Source organism: Arthrobacter sp. CAU 1506 (assembly GCF_005047635.1).
Classification (GTDB): domain Bacteria; phylum Actinomycetota; class Actinomycetes; order Actinomycetales; family Micrococcaceae; genus Crystallibacter.
In genome coordinates, this window is sequence record NZ_SUKC01000012.1 from 30,872 (window position 1) to 53,577 (window position 22,706).

A 22,706-nucleotide genomic window follows, 5' to 3' on the forward strand; every position below is an offset into this window, starting at 1 on the left:
GCACCGGCAGCCCGGCTGCGGGTGCTCGTCGTCGTGAAGGTCAGAGCCGGCCGGGTTTGCCGGTAATGGCACGGACCACGGTGCTCTGCTGCAGCACCCCGGTGACTCGGCCGCCGCCGTCGATCACGGCATACTCGCTGCCGGCCAGCCGGGCCAGGTACTGGACCAATTCCTGTCCGGCGGCCACTTCCGGGACATAGGCCCCCGGCGCCAAGGCCCGGGAGACGGCGGCGGCCGGGGTCAGTGCGGCTGCCGACGGCGGCACCTGGCTCAGGGCGCCGCGGTCCACCACCGCTTCGGGCTGGCCGGTGCCGGCGGTGAGCACCACGTTCAGCCCCGGATCCCGCTCCAGGATTTGCTGGACCTGGGCGACCATGGCGGTGGCCGGCAGCGACGTTGCCGGGACTTTGAGCTGCCCGGCGCTGACGGTCGGCAACCGCAGCCGCATCCGGGCGTGCTCGATCGCCGAGCTGGCGCCCATCCAGAGGAACCCGCAGACCAGCACCATCAGCACCACCATTTGCAGGTCGGGTGAGTCGCCCCGCATCAAAGGCACGCCGATCACGCCGATCACCAGCAGCACTACAATGACGCGGCCGGCCCAGCCTGCCGCCACGGTGCCCTTCTCCTGGCTGCCGGTCACTTTCCAGACCGCGGTCTCCACCAGCCGGCCGCCGTCCAAGGGCAGCCCCGGCAGGATATTGAAGAGCGCCACCAGGAAGTTCGCCAGGATGAAGATGTCGGTCAGCAGGAACGGGATCGGCTCGCCGCGGAACAGCGGCAGGACCAGCGAACCGAGGCCGGCCAGGGCAAAGTTGGCCACCGGTCCGGACAACGCCACCATCAGGGATTTGCCCGGTGTGGCATTGAAATTGTCGAATTGGGTGTGGCCGCCCCAGAGATTGAGCACGATTTTGGCCGTTGGCCAGTGGAAGGCCTGGGCAGTCAGGGCGTGGGCGAGTTCGTGGACCAGTACGGAGAACAGCAGCAGCAGCGCATATCCGAAGGCCACCGCATAGGCGCCAACGCCGAGTTCCGGTATCAAGCGCTGAACCTGGGGCCCGAAGATCAGCACGATGAACGCGGCGATGACGAACCAGGACCAGGCGAGCAGCACCGGCACACCGAACATCCGACCCAGCGGAATCCCTTCGCTGCGCTGTTTCTGCCCCGGCGTCCGGGGTGTCTGCGTGCTCATACTCCTGCTTCCTGGGAAGCGGGCACCAAGAGCCGCTCCACGTCCGTAACGCCCTTCCCGGCCAGGCTGTCCCACTGCGGACGCCCGGGAGACGGCGGAACCGGCACTACGTGCGGAATAGCGACCGTCACGAGACCGGCGGCTTCGGCGGATGCAACTCCGGGAACGGAGTCTTCCAGCGCCACCACGCACCGCTTGTCTGCGCCGGGCAGCCGCTCGCTGAGCCAGTCAAAAGCCCGCTGGTAAGGCTCCGGATGCGGCTTGCCATGGCTGACCATATCGCCGGTGACCAGGTAGGGGAAGCTGCCTTCGGGCAGCGCACGCACCACCTCGGTGGCCAACTTCGTCTCGCTCATGGTCACCAGAACGGTGGGAATGCCGGCCTCACGCAGCTCTGCGAGCAACTCCCGGGCCCCGGGTCGCCACGGAATACTTTGGCGGACTTGTTCGGTCACGGCGTCGATCAGCCGGTCGATGATGTCGCGGATGCTGAGGTCCACGCCGGCCCGCTGCAGTACCGCCGCCGATGTCTCCAGTGCATTGCCCACGAGCTCCAAGCCCAGTTCTGCACTCCACACGCCGCCAAAAGAGGCCACAAGTTCGGATTCGGCTGCGATCCAATACGGTTCGGTATCGACGAGTGTTCCGTCCATATCCCAGAACACCGCCTGCAGGTCTGGCTGAAGGGCGCCGGACGCAGCGGCGGAAGGATCAAGTGCGGGCATGGCACCAGTCTACGGGCCCCACGGGCCCGGCCATTGTCCGGCCACAGCACAGGCAGGGACCGGCTTGGACACCGGAAACCGGCCGCTATGCTGTGCGCGAATCGCAAAGGGCCTCACTGACAAGCCGTGCGCGGAGGATTAGGGTGAAACCGTGAGTACTCAGGACAGTGGCGATCTGCCGATGGACGGCCCGGGCGAAACGCACGGCCTGCATTTGCTGTTCCCGCAGCCCAAGGCCGGGGAGGCACAGCGTCGCTATACCGTGATGCTGGCTGCGTTCGAAGGTTGGAATGATGCCGGAGAGGCCGCCACGGATGCCGTGAAGTACCTCAGCCGGTTGTGGGAGAGCCACAAGGTGGCCACCGTGGACCCGGATCTTTACTACGATTTCCAGTTCACCAGGCCGGTTGTCCATCGCACCGGGTCAGGCGAACGCCGGATCAAATGGCCGACGACGAAGCTCACCCGGAGCAGCGTTCCGGACGCGCCGCTCGACATCATTTTTGTCCACGGCGTGGAGCCCTCTTACCGCTGGCGGGCCTATACCGCTGAGCTTCTGGCGCACGCCGAGGAGCTGGGAGTGGACTGCATCATCCTGGTGGGCGCGCTGCTGGCCGACGTCCCGCATTCGCGGCCCATCCCGGTGACGGTGACCAGCGACGACGACGATGTCCGGAGCGCTTTGAACACCGAAACCAGCCAGTACGAAGGCCCCACCGGAATCGTCGGTGTGCTGGCCGACGTCGCCTCGCTGGCCGGCATCCCGACCATGTCCGTCTGGGCGGCGGTGCCGCACTACGTCGGCCAGTCGCCCTCCCCCAAGGCCGAACTCGCGCTGCTGCACCGGCTGGAGGACATTCTCCAGGTGCCGCTGGAAGTGTCCGTCCTGAGCGAAGAAGCCGAAGCCTGGGAGCGCGGCGTCGACGAATTAGCCACCGAGGACCCCGAAGTTGCCGCCTATGTGCGGCAGTTGGAAGAGGCCAAGGACACGGCCGAACTGCCGGAGGCCACCGGCGAGTCCATTGCCCGCGAATTCGAGCGCTACCTCAAAAAGCGCCGCAAGGAGTAGACCGGGAAGGCGCCTTCCGGGCCTGGGCACACGTTTCGCGTGAAGGCCTGCGCCGGCCGAGGACGCGTCTCGCAAGAACTTTGTCCGGCTGCTTGGGCCACTGCCGGTGCTTCCCAGCTGGCAGCCGTTCACCATCCGCCGGAGTATCTGTGCATCAGGTATCGACGGAACGGCGCCTTCGTGCTGTGATGTACGCACTCGATCGACGGTCCGGCAAGGGGAGCACGTATGTCTGTCCAGGGAACATTCGTCAAAAACCGTCTGCACAGCCCGGACTTCAGGAGGGGCACTCTTGTCGTCGGGGCGTACTTGGTCGCGCTGTGCTGGGCCGGCTTTCTCTACCTCCTGGTTGTCACGGCCGGCGAATCCGCCTCGCTGGTGCATCCCATGCTCTTGGGAACTCTCGGGCTTTGGGTTGTCTGGAACCGGGTAACCAAAGCCGTCCCCCGTGCATACCGGCCGGCAAGGCACCGGAAGACGTCGGAACGGCGCTGGCGCTAAGAACGCGCTCCTGCGCAGGCCGACGTTTTAGAGCCGGATACCCAGCAGCGCGTCGAGCAGGGCGGCGAACTGTTCGGCGCCGTCCTGCGGCTGGTCGTTGGCCTGCTCGCGGGAGTGCTCGGCGAAGCCGTCGATTTCGGCCAACGCCGCGGGGGCATTGAGATCGTTGGACAGCGCGCGCCGGACCTGCTGCGCGAGCTCGGGCACCTGCCCCGCCTGAACGTAGGGAGCGGCGCTGCGCCAGGCAGCCAGCCGGGCCTGACCCTGGTGAAGCAGGTCCTCGGTCCAGAACCAGTCGCTGCGGTAATGCTGGCCCAACAGGACCGTGCGGATGGCTGCGGGCTCCACGCCTTCCTCGCGCAGCGCCGACACCAGCACCAGGTTGCCCTTGGACTTGCTCATCTTTTCGCCGTCGAGGCCTACCATGCCCGCGTGCACGAAGTGCTTAGCCAGCGGTTTGCCAGCCAAGGCGTAGGCGTGGCCGGCACTCATTTCGTGGTGCGGGAAGCTCAGGTCGGAGCCGCCGGCCTGGACATCGAAGGTTTCCGGCAGGTATTTGCGGGCGATCACCGAACACTCGATATGCCAGCCGGGCCGGCCATCGCCCAGCGAGGCTCCCGGCCACTCGGGTTCTCCGTCGCGGGACACGCGCCACAACAAGGCGTCCAGCGGGTGCTTCTTGCCGGGCCGTCCCGGGTCTCCGCCGCGCTCGGCAAAGAGCGGCAGCATGTCTTCCTCGGTCAGCCGGGAGGTGGCGCCGTTGTGCCAGCCGGGGCCGGCGGCAGCAACGGAATCGAAATAGACGTCGCCGTCGGGCTCGCCGTCGGTGCCGGGCACCCGGTAGGCCAGGCCGCGGGCCAGCAGATCTTCCACAGCGGGGACAATCCATTCAATGGCTTCCACGGCACCCACATACTGCTGGGGCGGGATCACGTTCAGTTCTTCCATGTCCGTGCGGAACAGTTCGGTCTGGTCCTTCGCCAGGATCTGCCAGTCCACGCCGATGGCGTTGGCTCGTTCCAGCAGCGGATCGTCAATGTCCGTCACGTTCTGGACGTAGTTCACCGTACGGCCGGCGTCGCGCCAGTAGCGGTTGAGCAGGTCGAACGCCACGTAGGTAGCGGCATGGCCCATGTGGGTGGCGTCGTACGGGGTGATGCCGCAGACGTAGAGGCTTCCGGTAGAGGACGGCTCCAGTGCTACCAGCGACCCCACAGAGGTGTCGTGGATGGTCAGTTCGTCTTTGCCGCCCGGGATTTCGGGTACGGCACGGGCATTCCAACCAAGCACTCTTGAGTTTCCTTCCAATGAGGTGGACCGGCGCAGGGGCGGCGGTCCCGCCGTCGTACATTAAAGCTCCTAACGTTCAAGGACGCAGGAGCCGGATAAATTCCCGGGCTGTCAGGCGTTGATGATTCCGAAGCCCAGCAGCACGAATAACAGCGTGCCCAGACCGATCCGGTACCAGACAAACAGGCGGTAGCTGCGGGTGGACACGTACTTCAGGAACCAGCCGATGATGACGAAGCCGACGCCGAAGGCGACCGCCGTGGCCAGCGCGGTCTCGCCCAGCCCGTACGGTCCCGGTTCCCCAAAGCTCTTGACCAGCTGGTACAGGCCGGAGGCGAAGACCGCGGGAATGGCCAGCAGGAATGAATAGCGGGCCGCTGCCCCGCGGGTGTAGCCCATCAGCAGGCCGGCGGTGATGGTGCCGCCGGAACGCGAGACGCCGGGGATCAGCGCCAGTGCCTGCGCCAGGCCGTACAGGATGCCGTGTTTGTAGGTGAGTTTGTCCAGTGTGCGGGTGTGGCGGCCGATCGAGTCCGCGATGGCCAGGAACAGGCCGAAGACAATCAACATGGTGGCCACGATCCATAGGCTCCGGAAGGTGGATTCAATCTGGTCCTGGAACAGCAAGCCGAGCACGGCGATGGGCAGCGAACCGATAATGACCAGCCAGCCCATCCGCGCGTCCGGGTCGTTGCGCGGCACTTTGCCGGTCAACGATCCGAACCAGGCCTTGACGATGCTGACGATGTCACGCCAGAAGTAAACGACGACCGCGGTTTCGGTGCCCAGCTGGGTGATGGCGGTGAAAGCGGCCCCCGGGTCGGCGGCGCCGGGCAGGAACTCCCCCACGATGCGCAGGTGCGCGCTGGACGAGATCGGGAGGAACTCGGTCAGGCCCTGCACGAGCCCCAAAAGGATTGCTTCTAGCCAATTCACACAGTCGACCCTATGGCACGCGGGCCCCGGAAACGGAACCAGACACAGTCCCCGGGCGAAGATCACCCCACGGTATGAGGACTGGGCTCCCTCCCGCGGCCAGGCAGGACCTCGGGCACGGCGTCGGCGGGCCGCTGCCAAGGCCACGGCACCGCAGGCCATAAGCTGGCTATATGGAGCACAAGCGCTTGGGTAACAGCGGGCTGAAGGTCCCGCAGCTGTCGCTGGGAACGATGACCTGGGGCGAGGAGACGGACGAGGAAGCCGCCGGTGCCATGCTGCGCGCCTACCTCGACGCCGGCGGCACGCTGGTGGACACCGCCGCGCCCTACGCCGAGGGCCGGAGCGAGGCGATGCTCGGTGCCTTCCTGGGCGAGTTGGTTCCCCGGCAGGAGGTGCTGGTGGTCTCCAAGGCCGGCGTGACCCGGAGCGAGGGCCGGCGCGAGGTGGACACGTCCCGCGGCGCCATGTTGCGCAGCCTGGACGCAAGCCTGGCGCGGCTGGGCACCGACTACCTGGACGTCTGGCTGGTGCATCTCTGGGACGACGCCTCGGCTCCGCTGGAAGAAACCCTGTCCGCGCTGGAACATGCCGTGTCCTCCGGCCGCGCGCGCTATGTGGGTGTGTCCAACTACTCCGGCTGGCAGCTGGCCCGGGCGGTCTCGGTCAGTCCGGTTCCGCTGGTCGCGGTGCAGAACGAGTACTCGCTGCTGCAGCGCCGGCCGGAACACGAGGTGATTCCGGCAGCCACTGCGCTGGGCCCGGGCCTGATGGCGTGGTCGCCGCTGGGCCGTGGCGTCCTGACCGGCAAATACCGCACCGGCACGCCCGCCGATTCCCGCGCCGCTTCCGAACAACATGCCGGCTTTGTGGAACCGTATCTGGCCGGCCGACCGGCCAGGATTGTGGATGCGCTGGCCACGGCCGCCCGTGGCCTGGACGTCCAGCCGCTGGATCTGGCGCTGAGCTGGGTGCTGCAGCGGCCCACGGTCGGCACCGCCGTCGTGGGGCCGCGGACTCCGGCGCAGCTGGACGAGATCCTCAAGGCTCCGCTGGATGCCTTGCCTGCGGAGATCGCGCAGGTCCTGGATGAAATTTCCGCGCCCTGACCTGAGGTTCGGCGCTACTTTTCTTCGATTTCCAGATCGTCGTCGAACGGATCGACGACGTCGTCGGGGTCGTCCATGTCCTCGTCATCGGACTCGTCGTAAATTACCAGCGGTGTCACTTCGCCGTAAGCATCGTAGAGCGCGTCTTCGTAGGTCTCGAAGGATTCCATAATGGACGAGAACGCTGCTTCCACGGCAGGATCGTCTTCACCCCGGCGGCTCGAAGCGGCGGCCAGATGTTCCTGCAGCGCGGAAACCAGTGACTCAAGTGCGACACGCGGATCAATGCTCATGGTGTAGACGTTAGCCGCAATGTGGAGAATAAGTGAAGAGAACAGGAGGGCAATGAGAGAACAATTTCTGGGTGCCGCTGTCACCCGCGAACGCGACTACGCCCGGCAGTACGAATACCTGGTCCTCACCGTCAACAAGGACGAATCCATTGGCGAAGCACGCCGGGTGTTGACCGACCACGCCGAGTACGGCAAGTGGGATTTGGTGCGCACCCGGTTGTATCTGGGCGGCGGCCGCAAGTACTGGCTGCGCCGCCGGGTGCTCCGGGTCGAACGCACCGCCTGAACCAGCCCGAACGGTGCGGCGCGCACCGCCCGGGCGGTCCGGGTCAGTCGTCCAACGGCCCCAGCCAAGCCGTGGCAATGGTGCTGTGCGCCGACTCGTTGTCGGAGGGGTGGTACAGCCCGGCCAACACGTCCCGGTACAGGCGCTCCAGCTCCCGACCGCGGAAGTATCCGCCGCCGCCGGAGACGCGGACGGCTTTTTCCACCACGTCCTTGGCCGTCTCGGTGGCCCTGATTTTGATCCCGGCCAGTTTGGCGAACCACAGCCCGCCGTGGTCGGCCAGCGTGTCCACATCAAGGGCGATGGATGCCAGCTGCGGGTACAAGCCGTCCATCGCGAGGGCGGCATCGGCCACCCGCCAGCGGATGTCCGGATCCTGCGCGTAGCTCTTGCCTGTCTTCAAAGAACGACGGCGGTGCACGGCTTCCACGGCCAGGTCCAGGGCGCGGGTGCCGATCCCCGCATACACGGACGAGAGCAGGATTTCGAAGCACGCGAAGATGCCGAAGATCAACACATCAGGGTTGGGGCCCACCGGCAGTTTCCGGAAGATCCGGTCCGGCGCTGCCACTGCGCCTTCCAGCACGGTGGTGTTGGACTGGCTGGCGCGCATGCCCAGCGTGTTCCAGTCGTCCTTGATCCGGTAGCCCGGCTTGTCGCGGTCGATGAACCCCCAGACCAGCTGCGGGGCCTCGCCGGAGTCGTCCCGGCCAAAGACGCCCAGCCGGGTCCACGCCGGAGAGAGGCTGGTGAAGACCTTCGTCCCGGTGAACTCATAGCCGCCGTCAGCGCGGGGCGCCGCTACGGTCCGGGAGTCGAAGAGCACCTGGTCGTTGCCGGCTTCGGAAACGCCGAAGCCAAAGACTTCGCCGCGGCCGGCCTCGGCCAGGACATAATCGAGGCTGTTGTCGCCTCGGGCCTTGAGCACGCTGGCAACACCGGTCCAGACCAAGTGCATGTTGACCGCCAGCGCGGTGGCCGGGGCGGCGCCAGCCAGCCGCATTTGAGCCCGGGTTGCCTCTTCCAACGAGTAGCCGAGTCCGCCGTCTTCCTCCGGCACGAACATTTTCAGGTAGCCGGCCTCAACCAGATCGGCGAAGTCCTCGTGGAAAAAGCTGTTCGCCTCGTCGTAGCCTGCGGCCCGTCCGCGGATGGTTTCCAGCAGTGAGTCCGGGAGCAGTTCTTCAACACTGGCAGGCATGCCGGTGGTCCTTTCGTTGTTGGTGCAGAGATCAGTAGGTGGTGAGCAGCCGCTGCAGCACGCGGGTGCCGAACTTCAGCGACTCCACCGGCACCCGTTCGTCCACGCCGTGGAACATGCCGGGGAAGTCCAGCTCTTCGGGCAGCCGCAGCGGCGCGAAACCGTAACCGGTGATGCCCAGCCGGGCCAGCGACTTGTTGTCGGTGCCGCCGGAGAGGGTGTACGGCAGCACCACGGCGTCCGGGTCCTCAAGCTTCAGCGAGTCCACCATGGCGTCCACCAGATTGCCGGCAAACGGGACTTCCAAGGACCTGTCCTGGTGCACGTAGCTCACGTCCACGTCCGGGCCCGCCAGCTCGCGGATGGTGGCGAGCACCAGCTCTTCCTGGCCTGGCAGCGTCCGGGCGTCGATTCGCGCCTCGGCCAGCCCGGGGATCACGTTCTCTTTGTAGCCGGCCTTCAGCACGGTGGGGTTCGAGGTGTTCTGCAGCGTGGCGCCCACAAAACGGGCCACGGTCCCCAGCTCCTTGAGCAGAATCTCCGGGTTGTCCGGATCAAATTCCACGCCGGTGAGTTCGGTGACGCCGTCCAGGAACTGCCGGGTGGTATCCGTCAATTCGATGGGCCACTGGTGTGATCCGATCCGCCCGACGGCGGCGGCCAGTGTGGTGACCGCGTTGTCGGTGTTGATCTGCGAACCGTGGCCTGCGCGGCCGGCGACGGCGAGGCGCAGCCAGGCGATCCCCTTCTCCGCGGTCTGCAGCAGGTACGCTCGCCGGCCGCCAATGGTGGCCGAGAAACCGCCCACTTCCGAGATGGCCTCGGTGGCGCCGTCGAAAAGCTCCGGCCGGTTCTCCACCGCCCACCGCGCGCCGTAGGTACCGCCCGCTTCTTCATCGGCGAAGAAAGCGAAGACGATGTCCCGGCGGGGCTGGATGCCGCTGCGGGACATGTGCCTCGCCACTGAGAGGATCATCGCGTCCATGTCCTTCATGTCCACGGCCCCGCGGCCCCAGATCAGCCCGTCCCGCTCCTCGCCGCTGAACGGATCCACCTGCCAGTCGTCCGCCTGCGCCGGGACCACATCAAGATGGCCGTGCACCACCAGCGCCGGGGCCGAGGGATCCGAGCCGGCCATCCGTGAAACGACGGACGTCCGGTGGGGCGCGGACTCGAACACCTCGGTGGCCAGCCCGGCTTCTTCCAGCAGGCCAGCGGTATATTCGGCGGCTTGCCTCTCCCCCGGGCCCTCGTTGTTGCCGTAGTTGGAGGTGTCGATCCGGATCAGTTCCTGGCAGATCCGGACCACTTCGTCGTGCGGGTTCGGTACGGTCATGACGGCTCCCTCGAAGTAGGTGTCTGTCCCCAGCCTATCCAGCCAAAGTGCCAGAACCAGCAGCAGCGCCGCGCTGCGCCGCTGCGGTTCCGGGCCGGGGCCGCTGCGTGCGGCGCGCACCGCCGGGCATGCCGCGCGGCCGATTCAACACTTCGGACAAAACATGTTAGAGTTTTTCTCGCTGCTTTCGACGGAATCAGTGCGCCTGAGGGCTCCTGATCATCCATCGAAAACTCCACCTGCGCGGGTGGCGGAATGGTAGACGCGCTAGCTTGAGGTGCTAGTCCTCTTATTGAGGGTGAGGGTTCGAGTCCCTTCCTGCGCACAGAGAAAGCCCCGGGAATCCGGGGCTTTTTTGTGTCCCCTGACACCCGCTATGTTGCGGTGCAGCATGGCAGGTGGAGCGATGATACCCGGCCGGGGACAATTTTCTTCACCTCGGTGCAGAGCCTGGCCACACCTTCCCGGACGATGTCACTGTCACCGCCCGCCGCTGCAGCCCTGGCCCGCCGCACCACCTCCTCCGCGTCGATGCTGGCGGCACGCAGCGCCCGCAGCGGAGCAAGGATCGCGGCCCGGCGCAGCCAAGGGTCCGGCTCCCGCGCCCAACGATCCAGGATTGCCTCGGCCCGCGCCCGGGACTGGTCCGCCAGCCCGCTGATCAAGGGGCCCACGACGTCCACCGCGAGCGGATCCACCAACGCCGCCGTGCGGGCGTCCCGCAGGAATCCCTCAATCCGGGTCAGGTCGGAGTTCAGCAGCAGGCTGAGGTTGGACTGCAGCAGCACCACGGCGGCCAGCCGCAGTTCGAAGACCGGCCGCGTCCACAATTCGGAGCTGAGGGCTGTGACTTGGTCATGGGACCAAGGCCGGAATTTCCGCCCCACATCGCGCACCGTGCCCCGCACTGCGCCGACGGACGCCCCGTAGTACCGCAGGCCGTCACCCGGGTCATGCGCCGCCCGCGCCCGTTCCTCCGTAGCCTCCCGCTGCAAGGTGGAGTCGATGAACTCAGCCGCCTCACTCATCCCAGGATTCTTTCGTTCACCGCTGGCGCTGTCGAGCCGGGGCTGGCCCCGGCGTGCTAATTCTGCTGACCGTTGGCGGACTCTTCCTGCTCGGTGTAGGTCCGCAGGAGTTGCCTGGCGCCGACGGACGCCGTACCCTCTTCCGCCAGGGCCTGCTCCATGGTCTGGGCCTTGTCCCGGCCGGCAGGGAACGGCGGGAGCAGCGGAACGTCGGGGTCCGTGATGACTTCGATCAGGTAGGGCCGGTCGGCTGCCAGCGCCTCGTCCCACGCGGCACCAAGCTGCTCAGGATCCTCGACCCGTTTCCCCTGCAACCCCAGCAGGCGTGCATAGCCGGCGTAGTCGACATCCGGCAGCGCCTGGCTGTCGGCGAAACGTGGTTCGGCCTCCATCTCGCGCTGTTCCCAGGTCACTTCGGCCAGCTCCCGGTTGTTGAGCACGCAGACGGCAAAACGCGGGTCCAGCCACTGTTTCCAGAGCCGGCTGACGGTGATCAGTTCGGCCAGGCCGCTCATCTGCATCGCCCCGTCGCCGCTGAGCACCACGACGGGCCGCTCGGGGGCCGAGAGCTTGGCGGCAATGCCGTAGGGCAGCGAACAGCCCATGCTTGCCAGCGTGCTGGACAGGTGCGCTTGCGCACCGGGCGGCAGGCGGAGCTGCCGGGCATACCAGTACACAGAACTGCCCACGTCGACGGCGAGCCAGCCGTCGGGCGGGAACCGTGCGCTGAGCTCGAACGCCACCCGCTCGGGGTTGACCGGCCGCGCCGGAGTCATCGCGCGTTTCCGTGAGAGTTCACGCGATTCCCGGACCCAGCCTTCCAGCTGCTCCCGCCACGGGCTGGACGCCCGGTCCTCGAGCAGCGGCAGCAGCGCCTCCAGGGTGCTGGCGGCGTCGCCGGTCAGCGCTGCCTCGACCGGATAACGGTTGCCGATGGCGCCTGAATTGTTATCGATCTGCACTGCCCGCGCAGCCCCGGGCGGCGGATAGAACTCGGTCCACGGGTCGTTCGAGCCAACAATCAGCAAGGTGTCGCAGTTCCCGAGCAGCTGGCCGCTGGCTCCGGTTCCTAGATGGCCCATGGTCCCGGCCGCGAACGGCAGCGACTCATCCACATACGGTTTGCCCAGCAGGCTGGTGGTGATGCCGGCGCCGAGCTTCTCGGCCACCGCCACCACTTGCTCACCGGCCTCGCGCGCCCCCTGCCCCACCAACAGGGCCACCCGCTGTCCGGCATTGAGGACGTCGGCGGCAGCACGCAGATCCTCGGGTCGCGGCACCAGCTGTCCCGGACGCCACACCGGTGCGGTGGCCAGAATGCCGTGCGTGTGCTCGAGTTCGGGAACGGGCTGTTTTTGGATATCGTGCGGAATGATCACGACGGCGGGACCGCGGCCTGCCAGCGCTGCCTTGAACGCCCGGTCCATGACCAGCGGAACCTGCTCAGCACTGCTGACCTGCTGCCGGTAGACGGCTACGTCCTTGGTGAGGGTGGACAGGTCCACCTCCTGCATGTAACCGGAACCGAGCACGGTGCGCGCCTGCTGGCCAATGATCGCCACCACCGGCACGCTGTCCAACGCGGCATCGTAGAGTCCGTTGAGCAGGTGCACTGCGCCGGGTCCCTGCGTGGAGGTGACCGCACCCACCCCGCCCGTGTACTTGGCGTGGCCCACGGCCATAAAAGCGGCGTTCTCTTCATGCCGGGCCTGGACGAACTCCACGGTCCCGGCCCGCCGCAGCGCGCCCATGAAGGTGTTGATGCCGTCCCCGCTGTAACCGAAGATGCGGGGTACCTGCCAGGCGTGCAGCCGTTCAACCATAAGGTCTGCCACCAGCCGCTGGGCCATAGTTTGCTCCACTCGTCATGATCAGGATGCTTACTTTCTACCATCGGTTGTTGGCGCGATGAACCCTCCGGCCAGCCGCGCCCGGTACCGCGTGCAAAGATGACGGCATGGAACTGGACGGAGAACTTGCGGGCCAGCAGATTCGGCCGGACGGCCCGGATCAGCGGGACATCGACCTGTACCGCACCCTGAGCGCCGACATCGCCTCGGGCGTGGCGGTGGTGTCCACGCGGTGGCGGAACCGGGACTACGCGGCAACCGTCAGCGGTTATCTCTCGGTCTCCTATGACCCGCCCACCATGCTCGTCAGCCTCTTCGAGGAGTCCCGCATCTGTGACGCGGTGACCAGTTCCGGGACCTGGGCGTTAAGCCTGCTGGCGGCCCAGCACCAGGGCACCGCGAACTGGCTGGCGAGTCCCGGGAACCCGGTGGAGGGCCTGCTCAACCAGGTTCCGTTCCGGCGCGGCCCGGCCACCGGCGCGGCCGTGATCGGCGGAGCGGCGGCGTGGTTCGAACTGAAGACCAGCGCGGTGCATCCGGCGGCGACCCATTCGCTGATCGTGGGCGAGGTGCTGGCCATGGGCCGGGATGCCTCCGGCACGCAAAGCGCCGATCCGCTGATCCACTTCGCATCCTCCTACCACCGCCTGCGCCGGTAGCGCGGCGGTCAGCGCAGTTTGGGCGGCCAGCGCAGTAAGGGCGGATCAGCGGCGGACGCCGGGCTACGGCAGCGGCCCACGCCGGGCTAAGGCAGCGTCGGACGCCCGCCTATGGCAACGGAGGTGGCTCGGAAAAGCGGCCTTCCCAGACCGCCCGCGAACCGGACTCGCCGGTCAGCACCACCGCCACCGTGGCACCGGCACACACCGCCAGCACGACGACGACCAGCACCGCCGCAATGATGCGGTACCCGGCGCCGAGCCTGCGCCGCCAGGAGGCCGCCGCCGTCGTGCCATAACGGAACCAGAGCCACAGGCCCAGCGCCGTGATGAACAGGCCGATCACCCACGGCAGCATCATGTCACCCAGGCGCATGTGTTCCATGGCCAGTGGCGTCTGGTCGATGCGCAGGAACAACCAGTGCCCCGCCTGCTGGGATACCGGCACCAGCACCAACGCGAACAGCGCCATCAGCGGTGTCACGATCCCCAATCGGCGCCGGGCCGCCGGCCAGAGGACGCTGAGCACAATGCACAGCGCGGTGAGTGGAATGAACACCACCGTGGCGTGGACCAGGAGCACGTGCAGCGGCAGCGCATTGACTTCGTAGTCCATCGCATTCCGCTCCTTAGACTCCGGGCAGGGCCGTCAACGGGTAAGACGTGCACGCCGGTGATGCGGTTCAGCCGGGAATCCGCGCGGCCGGTCCATTGTGTTCCCCGGCCTCCTGCCCTATGAATGGACTATGACGGTCACGCTGAGGTCCCTGGAAACCGCTGTTCCGGAAACGATCCTGATCCAGGCCGAGGCGCGTGACGTGTTTGCCGCCCAGACCGGGCTGACGCGCCTGGGCCAGCGGCTGGTGACCACCTCGTTCGACCAGTCCGGCATCGACACGCGGCACACCGCCGTCGACGAACTCACCACGGCGAAGCGGGCCGAACAACCGGTGTTTTTCGACGCCGGATCCCGGGAGCTGCTCTCCCCCAGCACCAAGGTGCGCAACGATTTTTTCGCGCACAAGGCCACTCCGCTGTTCATCGAAGCCGCCGGCAAGGCGCTGGCCGCGTGCGACGGGATCGGCCCGGCGGACATCACGCACCTGATCACCGTCTCCTGCACCGGATTCTTCAACCCCGGCCCGGACTACAAAGTGGTCCGCGCACTCGGACTCAATCCCGGCGTGCAGCGCTATCACCTGGGGTTCATGGGCTGCTACGCGGCATTCCCTGCGCTCCGGGCGGCCAAGTTGTTCTGCGACGCGGACCCCGAAGCCGTGGTCATGGTGGTGACGGCGGAACTGTGCACGCTGCATGTGCGCACGTCCAACGACCCGGACACCATTGTGGGGTCCTCGCTGTTCGCGGACGGCGCCGCAGCCGCGGTCATCACCGCACGCGAACTGGAGCATTCCGGGCCGGGCATCCGGCTGGACCACTTTGAAACCATCCTCACCCCGGTGGGCGAAGAATCCATGGCCTGGAATATCGGCGACGAAGGCTTCGAGATGGTGCTGGGCACGTACGTTCCGCACATCATCGACGAACACATTGTCGGCGCGCTGGAGCCGCTGCTGGCCCGTGAACCGGCGCTGGCGGCCAAACCGTACCGCGACATCGAGCACTGGGCGATCCACCCGGGTGGACGGAGCATTCTGGACAAGGTGGAGGCCAAACTGGCGCTGACCGAGGAGCAGCTGATGCCCGCCCGTGAAACGCTGCGGCGGTACGGGAATATGTCCAGCGCCACGGTGATGTTCGTGCTCAAGCACATTCTGGAGCAGCCAGCGGGCGCCGCGGAGGAACGGATCTGCTCCATGGCCTTCGGCCCCGGGCTGACGGTGGAGACCGGCCTGTTTACCAAGACTGTCCCGGCCGTGACGCCGCACCCCCGAGACGCCATCGCTGCAGCCGCGGTGTAGCCGGAACGGACCGCCGTGGCCTCCCCCTCTCCGGTGCACAGCCGGTCACCGTTCCTCGCCGTCCGCGCCGTGGACGCGATGGAGGAAATGGACAAACCGGACTGCGATCCGGCCATGCTGCGGCGCACCTATGCCCAGTTTCCGCTGATCAACCGGGCGGTCTCGGGCTGGCACGGCATCTACCGCCGGCTGCTCCGGCCGCGGCTGGCCGCGGTGGAGCACCCCGCCTTGCTGGACATCGGCTCCGGTGGCGGCGACGTGCCGCGGATGCTGGCGCGCTGGGCCGCCCGCGACGGCCTGGGCCTGCGGATCACCGCCATCGACCCCGACCCGCGGGCCCACGCCTTCGCCACATCGCGCCCTCAACTGCCGGGACTGGAGTTCCGGCAGGCCTTCAGCTCGGAGCTGGTTGCCGAAGGGCGTCGCTTCGATGCGGTGGTGTCCAACCACTTGCTTCACCACTTGACCGACGCTGAACTCGCCGGACTGCTGCAGGACTCGGGGCAGTTGGCGCGTTCCCTCGCGGTGCACAGCGACATCATCCGCAGCCGTCCGGCTTATGTGCTGTTCGCCGCCGGGACGCTGCCGTTTTTCCACCGCTCCTTAATCCGCCGCGACGGCCTGACCTCCATTCGCCGCAGCTACACGCCCGCGGAACTGCGCGCCGCCGTGCCGCCGGACTGGCAGGTGGTTCGCGATTCACCCTTCCGGCAGCTGCTGGTCCGTGGGACCCATGGCTGAGCTGCTGGCCCCGCGGCACCGGAGAAGTACGCGACGGGCGGAGGACACGCTGCACGACGTCGCCGTCGTGGGCGGCGGGCCGGTGGGGCTGTTCACGGCCATCCTGCTGGCCAGGCACGGATTGGACGTCACCGTGCTGGAGCAACGGACGGCGCGGAGCAGCCACTCCCGGGCGATCGGGATCCATCCGCCGGCCCTGGCCGTGCTGGATGACGCGGGCGTGGGTGCTGCACTGCTGGCGGCCGGGGTCCGCATCCGCCGGGGCACGGCCCGCAGCCGCGGCCGCGAGGTCGCCTCGCTGTCCTTTGCGTCCGTGCCCGGCCCGCATCCCTACGTGCTGGCCGTACCGCAGGTGATCACCGAACAATTGCTGGAGGAGCAGTTGGAAGGGCTGCTTCCGGGCGCCCTGCGGCGCGGCGTACAGGTGTACAGCGCGGACGACGACGGGGCAACCGTCACGCTCTCCTGTCGCCTGGGCGCGAGGCCAGGAGCGGGAACACGCGCGGGCATAGGGCCGGGTTCGGAAACTTGCGTGGGCGAGGCGGCGGGAGCGGGAACCCGCGCCGGCATAGCGCCGGGTTCGGAAACTTGCGCGGGCGAGGCGGGAGCTGCAACGGTCCCGGATGCTGGGCATGCCGCGGACCCGGGCGAGGTATCAATCCGCGCCCGTCTGGTCGTCGCGGCCGACGGCGCGTACTCCGCGCTACGCCGGCAACGCGGCGTCACGGTGCGAACGCGGATGTATCCGGATGCCTACCTGATGGGAGATTTCGCCGACGGCACCGCCGACGGCACCGCCGACGGCAGCACTGCAGTGCTCTATCTGGAGGCCGGTGGCATCGTCGAATCGTTTCCGCTGCCCGGGGGCACCCGGCGCTGGGTGGCGAGGATGCCCGGCGTGGTCAGCCATCCCACCGCTGCCGGCCTGGCCTCGCTGATCGCGCGGCGTACCGGCGGTGGCCCGGAGCCGGACAGCTGCTCCATGCTGAGCGCCTTCTCGGTCAGTTCCAGGATGCCGCGTCGGCTAATTTCGGGGCGGCTGGCCCTGATTGGCGATGCGGCACATCAAATCAGCCCGATCGGCGGGCAGGGCATGAACCTGGGCTGGCTGGACGCGGCTGCCCTGGCTCCGATCATGGCCGCGGCGCTGCGCGGCGAGCCGACGGCGCGGGCGCTGCGGCAGTTCGAGGCGGACCGGCGGCGGGCTGCCGCCACCGCCACGTGGCAGGCGCATCTGAACATGGCGTTGGGTCGGCCGCTGCCCTCGGCAGTGCTCGCCGCCCGCAACCACGTGTTCGCCGCGCTGACCCACATACCCGGTGCCCAGGACGCGGTGGCCAGCCGCTTCACCATGCACTGATCGTCATCGGGCGGCTGCCGCCTGTCCGGACGGCTAAAGTTGCTGCTAGACAAATTCGGCAGCACGCCGGTTTCCCACGGCTGGAGAGGTACCGGCCGAGCACAGCACGGAGGTGGAGCATGGTCGGCGCGGACCGCATCGCCGTGCTCTCGTTGCATACCTCGCCGCTGGCCCGGCCCGGCGGGGGCGATGCCGGCGGCATGAACGTCTATGTCCGCGCGCTGGCGAGGGAACAAGCAGCGTTGGGCACCGCCGTCGACGTTTTCACCCGCTCCCAACATGACGGCCAGGAGCCGGTGGAGCATCCCCGGGCAGGCGTGCGCGTGATCCATCTGGACGGGGCGCCGGCGGACACCGTGGCCAAGGAAGAGGTGCCGCTGCGGCTGGCCGCGCTGGAAGCGTCACTACGGCGGTTCGCGGAGCGGGACGGGGCCCGGTATGACGTGCTGCACTCGCACTACTGGCTCTCAGGTGCTGTGGGACTGCGCCTGCAGCGGGACTGGCGGATTCCGCTGGTACATTCGATGCACACTATGGGGCTGGTCAAGAATCTGCACCTGCAGCCCGGCGAGGCAGCCGAGCCGGAAACCCGGGTCCGCGGCGAACAGGCCATCGCCTCCGGTGCCGGCCGGCTGATCGCCAATACGCTGAATGAAGCTTCCGAGCTGGTGGATCTCTACGGCGCGGACGAGGGGACGGTGGACGTGATCCCGCCCGGCGTGGACCTGCGGACCTTCCGTCCGGAGGGCCGGCAGCGGGACCGGGCAGCTGCCGGGCTGGACCCGGATACCTTCCACCTGGTGTTCGCCGGCCGGATCCAGGCGCTGAAAGGGCCCCAGGTGCTACTGGCCGCGGCGGCGGAACTGCGCCGGGAACGGCCGGATATCCGGCTGCGGATGTCCATCACCGGCGAGGCCAGCGGAGCCGCCGAACTGGACCTGCCGGCGCTGGCCCGGGAACTGGGGTTGGCAGACGTCGTGACGCTCTCGCCGCCGGTGGAGCCTGCCGAACTGGCGGCCACCTTCCGCAGCGCCGATGTGGTGGCGGTCCCGTCCTTCAGCGAATCTTTCGGGCTGGTGGCCCTGGAAGCGCAGGCCTGCGGTACACCAGTGGTCGCCACGAACGTGGGCGGGTTGCCGGTGGCGGTCAGCCACGGGCTCACCGGACTGTTGGTGGATGGACACGATCCTGTGCGGTGGGCCGGTGCGCTGCGCGAACTGCACGACTACCCCGAGTTCCGCCAGCGGCTGGGCGTCAACGCCGCGGTGCACGCCTCGTCGTTCGGCTGGGAGCAGACCGCAGCGCTGACGGCGCACAGCTACCAGCTGGCGGTGGACCACTTCCGCCGCTGACGGGTCCTCGCGCACCGCTAAGATTCATAGGTGCCAACTCCCGATTACCGCGTCCGCCGCGCCACCAGCAATGATGTTCCCGCAACCCTGGACATGAAGTTGGCTGCCTGGCGGGAAACGTATGCCGAGCAGCGTCCCGCCTCGTTCTTTGCCGCCGAAGCCGCGCAGCGGGAGCAACAGGTCGACTGGTGGTCTCGCGGCCTGGCCGCGGGCGCGGAGTTGTGGATCGCCGAGGATCCGTCCGGCCTGATTATCGGGTGTGCCGGCGCCGGACCGGCCCAGGATGACGACGGCGATGCCGGCGTCCCGTACGAACTGCAGATGCTCTATGCGCTGAAGCGGGCGCACGGCACCGGCTTGGGCCAGCAGCTGCTGGAGGCGGCGATCGGTGGACAGCCGGCGCTGCTCTGGGTCCTCGAGGACAATCCCCGCGCCCAGGCGTTCTACCGCAAGCACGGCTTCGCCGCCGACGGACGCCGCGAAGCACTGACCGGCCTATGGGACGGCCTGCACGAGATCCGGATGGTCCGCAACGCCGGGTAGTCCCGTTCCGGTAAAGCCCCTCCGGCGGGGCGCTTTCCCGTCAGGCCCTTGTCGGTGAGCCCCCTCCAGCCGCACCCTTTGCCGTCAGGCCCGTTCCAGCTCGGCGCGAATTGCCGCGATGCCGCGCCAGACTTCCGCAAAGCTGGTGGACAGCGGCGAGAGCCCCAGCCGGATACCGTCCGGTTCGCGGAAGTCCGGGATCACGCCCTGTTCCCAGAGCCGGGCCGTGACGTGTTTGAACGCCGGATGGTCGATCGTGACGTGTCCACCGCGCTCGGCCGGATTCAACGGGGAGGCGACGACGACGCCGAAGTCGGCCAGGCTGGCCTGCACGGCTTCGATGGCGAATTCGGTCAAGGCGACGGACTTGTCCCGGACAGCGGCCAGGCCGGCCTCATCGATCAGCGCGATCATGTCCTGCATGGCCGTCATCCCGATGATCGGCGGCGTCCCGGAGGTGAACCGGCGGATACCGCCGGCGGGTTCGTAGCCCTGGCCCATCTCGAACGGTTCACTGCTGCCCAGCCAGCCCTGGATCGGCTGCTGGAAATGCTGGAGTTCTGTCCGCACATAGGCCCAAGCGGGCGCGCCCGGTCCGCCGTTCAGGTACTTGTAGCTGCAGCCTGCGGCCAGGTCCACGCCCCACGCATCCAGTTCCACGGGCAGCACCCCGGCGGAATGGCACAGATCCCACAAAACCAGGGCACCGGCGTCGTGCGCCGCGGTGGTGATGGCGGGGATGTCGGCAATGTATCCGGAGCGGTACGCCACATGGCTGAGCAACACCAGCGCGGTGTCAGGCCCGACGGCGGCGCGCACGGCGTCCGCGGTGACTCCCCCGCCATGCGGCGGTTCGAGCCAGTCCAACTCCAAGCCGCACTCGGCAGCGATGCCCTCCACGATGAAGCGGTCGGAGGGAAAATTGTCCCGGTCCACCAGGACGCGGGTCCGGCCGGGGCGGGCCGCAATCGCTGCCCTTGCCAGCTTGTAGAGCAGCACGGTGGTGGAGTCGGCCACCACGCACTGGCCGGGGGCTGCGCCGAGCACCACGCGGCCCAATTCATCGCCGACCCGTTCGGGCAGCGCCAGCCAGCCCTCGTCCCAGGCCCTGATCAGCCGTCCGCCCCACTGCTGCAGCATCACCTCGCGGACCCGGTCCACACTGGCGGCCAGCGGCCGGCCCAGTGAATTGCCGTCCAGGTAGGCGGTGACAGATTCGTCGTCGTGGCCCACAAATCGGGTGCGGTATCCCGCCAGCGGGTCGGCGGCATCGAGCGTCCGGGCGCGGTCGGCAAGCTGAGCATCGGTGGTCATACGGCCAGCATAAGGGCGGTGGGCGTGGCCGGGCGCGAGGTAAGGGCACGGTGAATCAGAAAAAAGTTTTCCGTTGCTGTCGATATCCACATCCGCCGTTCGACGGCATAGTAGAAGGCGCATACCGCGTCCTCGTTCACAAAGGAGAAAAGCCGTGAAGTACATGTTCATCATGCGTGCCACCGACGAAGCGATCGAAGCGTCCAAGGCCATGCCGTTCGAAGAAATGATCAACAAGATGGGCGCCTACAACGAGTCCATGATCAATGCCGGCGTCATGCTGGGCGGTGAAGGGCTGGCGGACCTGTCCGACGGCAGCGCCTTCGTCGTCGACTTCTCGGAGGAGCCGCCGATCGTCACCGACGGCCCGTACGGCGAAACCCATGAGCTGTTCAACGGCTTCTGGATTGTCCAGGTGTCGTCCAAGGAAGAAGCTGCGGAGTGGGCCAGCCGCTGCCCACTGGGCCCCGGCTCCAAGCTGGAGGTGCGCCGCGTGACCGAGGCCGCCGACTTCGCCGAGTTCTCCGACAACGAGTACATCCAGAAGGAAGAGGGCTGGCGCGAACAAGAGGCGAAACTGCGCGCGGAGAACGCCTAGCAGCCTCGCGGCGGCGGGAGGGTCAGCCGTGGCGGGGACGGAGGAGGCGCGGGCCGAGGCTGCCGCGCGGACGGAGGCTACCGAGCACTCGGTCACGACCGAGCGCTCGGGATCGCTTGAGCGGGAGGAGGCGACCGAGCGGGCAGCTGCGGTCAGGCGCCGGCTGGATGCCGTGTGGCGCATCGAGGGTGCCCGGATCGTCGCCGCGCTGGCCCGGGCCACCGGGAACGTGGGGTTTGCCGAGGACCTGGCGCAGGAAGCCGCCGCCGATGCCCTGCGCCAATGGCCAGACACCGGCGTGCCAAGCAATCCCGCCGCCTGGCTGACCGCGGTGGCCAAACGCAAAGCCATTGACGCCTGGCGGAGGGCCGACCGCCTCGACGAGCGCTACCAGGAGCTGGCCCGCGGGCTGCAGGACGAAGACGCCCCCGGCTGGGAACCAGTACCGGACGACGTGCTGCGGTTGGTCTTCACCGCCTGCCACCCCGTGCTCTCCCGGGAGGCGCAGGTGTCGTTGACGCTGCGGATTGTCGGTGGCCTGTCCAGCGAGGAAATCGCCCGGCTCTTTGTGCTCCCGGTGGGCACGGTCCAGCAGCGCATTGTCCGCGCCAAGAAAACCCTGGCCGCCGCGAAGGTCCCCTTCGAGGTGCCGGAACCAAATGAATGGGGACCGCGGCTGGGCGGCGTGCTGCGGGTGATCTACCTGATGTTCACCGAAGGCTATGCTGCCACCTCCGGGGAACGCTGGATCCGGCCGGACCTGGCCGGCGAGGCCCTGCGGATCGGCCGGGTCCTGGTGACGCTGGTGCCGCAGGAGCCCGAGGCGCACGCGCTGGTTGCCTTGATGGAACTGCAGGCCTCGCGGTTCGGCGCCCGTACCCGGCCCGACGGCACACCCGTCCTGTTGGCCGATCAGGACCGCACCCGCTGGGACCGCGCCCAGATAGGCCGCGGACGCGCGGCGCTGGCCCGGGCGGACCGGCTGGGCCGTGGACGCGGCAGCTATGCGCTGCAGGCGGCCATCGCCGAGTGCCATGCGGTGTCGCCCAGCGTCGAACGAACCGATTGGGCAGAGATCGTGCTGCTCTACGAGGCACTCGGACGGATTGCGCCCAGCCCGGTGGTCGAGCTCAACCGGGCCGTCGCCGTCTCCATGGCCACCGGCCCGGCCACGGCGCTGGCCATCGTCGATGAGCTGGCTGCGGCGGGGTCACTGCGCGGATCGCATCTGCTGCCCAGCGTCCGGGCCGAACTGTTGGCCAGGCTTGGCCGGTCGAACGAGGCGCGCGCCGAGTTCGCCGCCGCAGCCGCCCTGGCCAGGAACGACCGTGAACGCGAGGTGCTCGAACGCAAGGCGGCCGCCACCTGAATCGGGCCTGCGCTGAACCGTTGCTG

General features: G+C 67.9%; 22 protein-coding genes and 1 tRNA gene. 12 read left to right on the forward strand and 11 right to left on the reverse strand.

Features of this window, described 5'->3' with window-relative positions; all coding sequences use genetic code 11:
- Positions 1–40 precede the first annotated feature (40 nt).
- The gene (locus E4J89_RS13865) at positions 41–1,198 is read right to left on the reverse strand and encodes a site-2 protease family protein (protein ID WP_136786742.1); all 1,158 of its coding nucleotides are present in this window, start codon (positions 1,196–1,198) and stop codon (positions 41–43) included.
- Complete coding sequence (locus tag E4J89_RS13870; RefSeq protein ID WP_136786743.1) at positions 1,195–1,923, reverse strand: HAD family phosphatase; 729 nt, start codon at positions 1,921–1,923, stop codon at positions 1,195–1,197. Before E4J89_RS13870 ends, E4J89_RS13865 begins: the two co-directional genes overlap by 4 nt.
- A gap of 181 nt (positions 1,924–2,104) precedes the next feature.
- Between E4J89_RS13870 and E4J89_RS13875 the strand changes: the two genes are divergently transcribed.
- Entirely contained in the window at positions 2,105–2,992 is an 888-nt protein-coding gene (locus E4J89_RS13875) for a PAC2 family protein (protein ID WP_136786820.1), read from the forward strand.
- Between the two features lie 528 nt (positions 2,993–3,520).
- Here E4J89_RS13875 and mshC read toward each other — a convergent pair.
- Both mshC and E4J89_RS13885 read right to left on the reverse strand, forming a co-directional pair.
- Positions 3,521–4,783 carry a cysteine--1-D-myo-inosityl 2-amino-2-deoxy-alpha-D-glucopyranoside ligase gene (gene mshC, locus E4J89_RS13880; RefSeq protein ID WP_136786744.1) on the reverse strand — a complete coding sequence of 421 codons (1,263 nt, stop codon included), beginning with the start codon at positions 4,781–4,783 and terminating at the stop codon, positions 3,521–3,523.
- A gap of 111 nt (positions 4,784–4,894) precedes the next feature.
- The gene (locus E4J89_RS13885) at positions 4,895–5,719 is read right to left on the reverse strand and encodes an undecaprenyl-diphosphate phosphatase (protein ID WP_136786745.1); all 825 of its coding nucleotides are present in this window, start codon (positions 5,717–5,719) and stop codon (positions 4,895–4,897) included.
- A gap of 173 nt (positions 5,720–5,892) precedes the next feature.
- On the opposite strand from E4J89_RS13885, the gene E4J89_RS13890 reads away from it, so the two are divergent.
- On the forward strand, positions 5,893–6,828 hold the full coding sequence (locus tag E4J89_RS13890) for an aldo/keto reductase (RefSeq protein ID WP_136786746.1): 936 nt from the start codon (positions 5,893–5,895) through the stop codon (positions 6,826–6,828).
- Between the two features lie 14 nt (positions 6,829–6,842).
- On the opposite strand, the gene E4J89_RS13895 is transcribed toward E4J89_RS13890, so the two are convergent.
- Positions 6,843–7,121, reverse strand: a complete 279-nt coding sequence (locus E4J89_RS13895) for a hypothetical protein (RefSeq protein WP_136786747.1) — start codon at positions 7,119–7,121, stop codon at positions 6,843–6,845.
- 52 nt (positions 7,122–7,173) lie between these two features.
- On the opposite strand from E4J89_RS13895, the gene E4J89_RS13900 reads away from it, so the two are divergent.
- On the forward strand, positions 7,174–7,407 hold the full coding sequence (locus E4J89_RS13900) for a DUF5703 family protein (protein ID WP_136786748.1): 234 nt from the start codon (positions 7,174–7,176) through the stop codon (positions 7,405–7,407).
- Positions 7,408–7,450: 43 nt separating this feature from the next.
- Here the strand turns inward: E4J89_RS13900 and E4J89_RS13905 are convergent, their stop codons facing one another.
- Both E4J89_RS13905 and E4J89_RS13910 read right to left on the reverse strand, forming a co-directional pair.
- Positions 7,451–8,608, reverse strand: coding sequence for an acyl-CoA dehydrogenase family protein (locus E4J89_RS13905; protein WP_136786749.1), 1,158 nt, complete (start codon positions 8,606–8,608; stop codon positions 7,451–7,453).
- 31 nt (positions 8,609–8,639) lie between these two features.
- The gene (locus tag E4J89_RS13910) at positions 8,640–9,944 is read right to left on the reverse strand and encodes a M20/M25/M40 family metallo-hydrolase (protein WP_136786750.1); all 1,305 of its coding nucleotides are present in this window, start codon (positions 9,942–9,944) and stop codon (positions 8,640–8,642) included.
- Between the two features lie 241 nt (positions 9,945–10,185).
- On the opposite strand from E4J89_RS13910, the gene E4J89_RS13915 reads away from it, so the two are divergent.
- Positions 10,186–10,269, forward strand: a tRNA-Leu gene (locus tag E4J89_RS13915).
- Between the two features lie 49 nt (positions 10,270–10,318).
- Here E4J89_RS13915 and E4J89_RS13920 read toward each other — a convergent pair.
- The gene (locus E4J89_RS13920) at positions 10,319–10,972 is read right to left on the reverse strand and encodes a DNA alkylation repair protein (RefSeq protein WP_136786751.1); all 654 of its coding nucleotides are present in this window, start codon (positions 10,970–10,972) and stop codon (positions 10,319–10,321) included.
- A gap of 56 nt (positions 10,973–11,028) precedes the next feature.
- Positions 11,029–12,822, reverse strand: a complete 1,794-nt coding sequence (locus E4J89_RS13925) for a thiamine pyrophosphate-requiring protein (protein ID WP_136786752.1) — start codon at positions 12,820–12,822, stop codon at positions 11,029–11,031.
- 107 nt (positions 12,823–12,929) lie between these two features.
- Here E4J89_RS13925 and E4J89_RS13930 point away from each other — a divergent pair, with 107 nt between their 5' ends.
- Positions 12,930–13,481 carry a flavin reductase family protein gene (locus E4J89_RS13930; RefSeq protein ID WP_136786753.1) on the forward strand — a complete coding sequence of 184 codons (552 nt, stop codon included), beginning with the start codon at positions 12,930–12,932 and terminating at the stop codon, positions 13,479–13,481.
- Between the two features lie 109 nt (positions 13,482–13,590).
- On the opposite strand, the gene E4J89_RS13935 is transcribed toward E4J89_RS13930, so the two are convergent.
- The gene (locus E4J89_RS13935) at positions 13,591–14,097 is read right to left on the reverse strand and encodes a hypothetical protein (RefSeq protein ID WP_136786754.1); all 507 of its coding nucleotides are present in this window, start codon (positions 14,095–14,097) and stop codon (positions 13,591–13,593) included.
- Between the two features lie 130 nt (positions 14,098–14,227).
- Between E4J89_RS13935 and E4J89_RS13940 the strand changes: the two genes are divergently transcribed.
- From E4J89_RS13940 to E4J89_RS13960, 5 genes are all read left to right on the forward strand, one after another.
- A complete protein-coding gene (locus E4J89_RS13940; protein WP_136786755.1) occupies positions 14,228–15,403 on the forward strand; it encodes a type III polyketide synthase in 1,176 nt (391 codons plus the stop codon).
- A 15-nt stretch (positions 15,404–15,418) separates the two neighbouring features.
- Positions 15,419–16,144, forward strand: a complete 726-nt coding sequence (locus E4J89_RS13945) for a class I SAM-dependent methyltransferase (protein WP_346763388.1) — start codon at positions 15,419–15,421, stop codon at positions 16,142–16,144.
- Positions 16,137–17,504, forward strand: coding sequence for an FAD-dependent oxidoreductase (locus E4J89_RS13950; protein ID WP_136786756.1), 1,368 nt, complete (start codon positions 16,137–16,139; stop codon positions 17,502–17,504). The genes E4J89_RS13945 and E4J89_RS13950 overlap by 8 nt, the downstream gene beginning before the upstream one ends.
- Before the next feature lie 119 nt (positions 17,505–17,623).
- The gene (gene mshA, locus E4J89_RS13955) at positions 17,624–18,856 is read left to right on the forward strand and encodes a D-inositol-3-phosphate glycosyltransferase (RefSeq protein WP_136786757.1); all 1,233 of its coding nucleotides are present in this window, start codon (positions 17,624–17,626) and stop codon (positions 18,854–18,856) included.
- Between the two features lie 30 nt (positions 18,857–18,886).
- The gene (locus E4J89_RS13960) at positions 18,887–19,399 is read left to right on the forward strand and encodes an N-acetyltransferase (protein ID WP_136786758.1); all 513 of its coding nucleotides are present in this window, start codon (positions 18,887–18,889) and stop codon (positions 19,397–19,399) included.
- A gap of 84 nt (positions 19,400–19,483) precedes the next feature.
- On the opposite strand, the gene E4J89_RS13965 is transcribed toward E4J89_RS13960, so the two are convergent.
- Entirely contained in the window at positions 19,484–20,713 is a 1,230-nt protein-coding gene (locus E4J89_RS13965) for an aminotransferase class V-fold PLP-dependent enzyme (protein ID WP_136786759.1), read from the reverse strand.
- Positions 20,714–20,867: 154 nt separating this feature from the next.
- Between E4J89_RS13965 and E4J89_RS13970 the strand changes: the two genes are divergently transcribed.
- Both E4J89_RS13970 and E4J89_RS13975 read left to right on the forward strand, forming a co-directional pair.
- Entirely contained in the window at positions 20,868–21,311 is a 444-nt protein-coding gene (locus tag E4J89_RS13970; protein WP_136786760.1) for a YciI family protein, read from the forward strand.
- 163 nt (positions 21,312–21,474) lie between these two features.
- Positions 21,475–22,680, forward strand: coding sequence for an RNA polymerase sigma factor (locus tag E4J89_RS13975; protein ID WP_136786822.1), 1,206 nt, complete (start codon positions 21,475–21,477; stop codon positions 22,678–22,680).
- Positions 22,681–22,706: the final 26 nt, after the last annotated feature.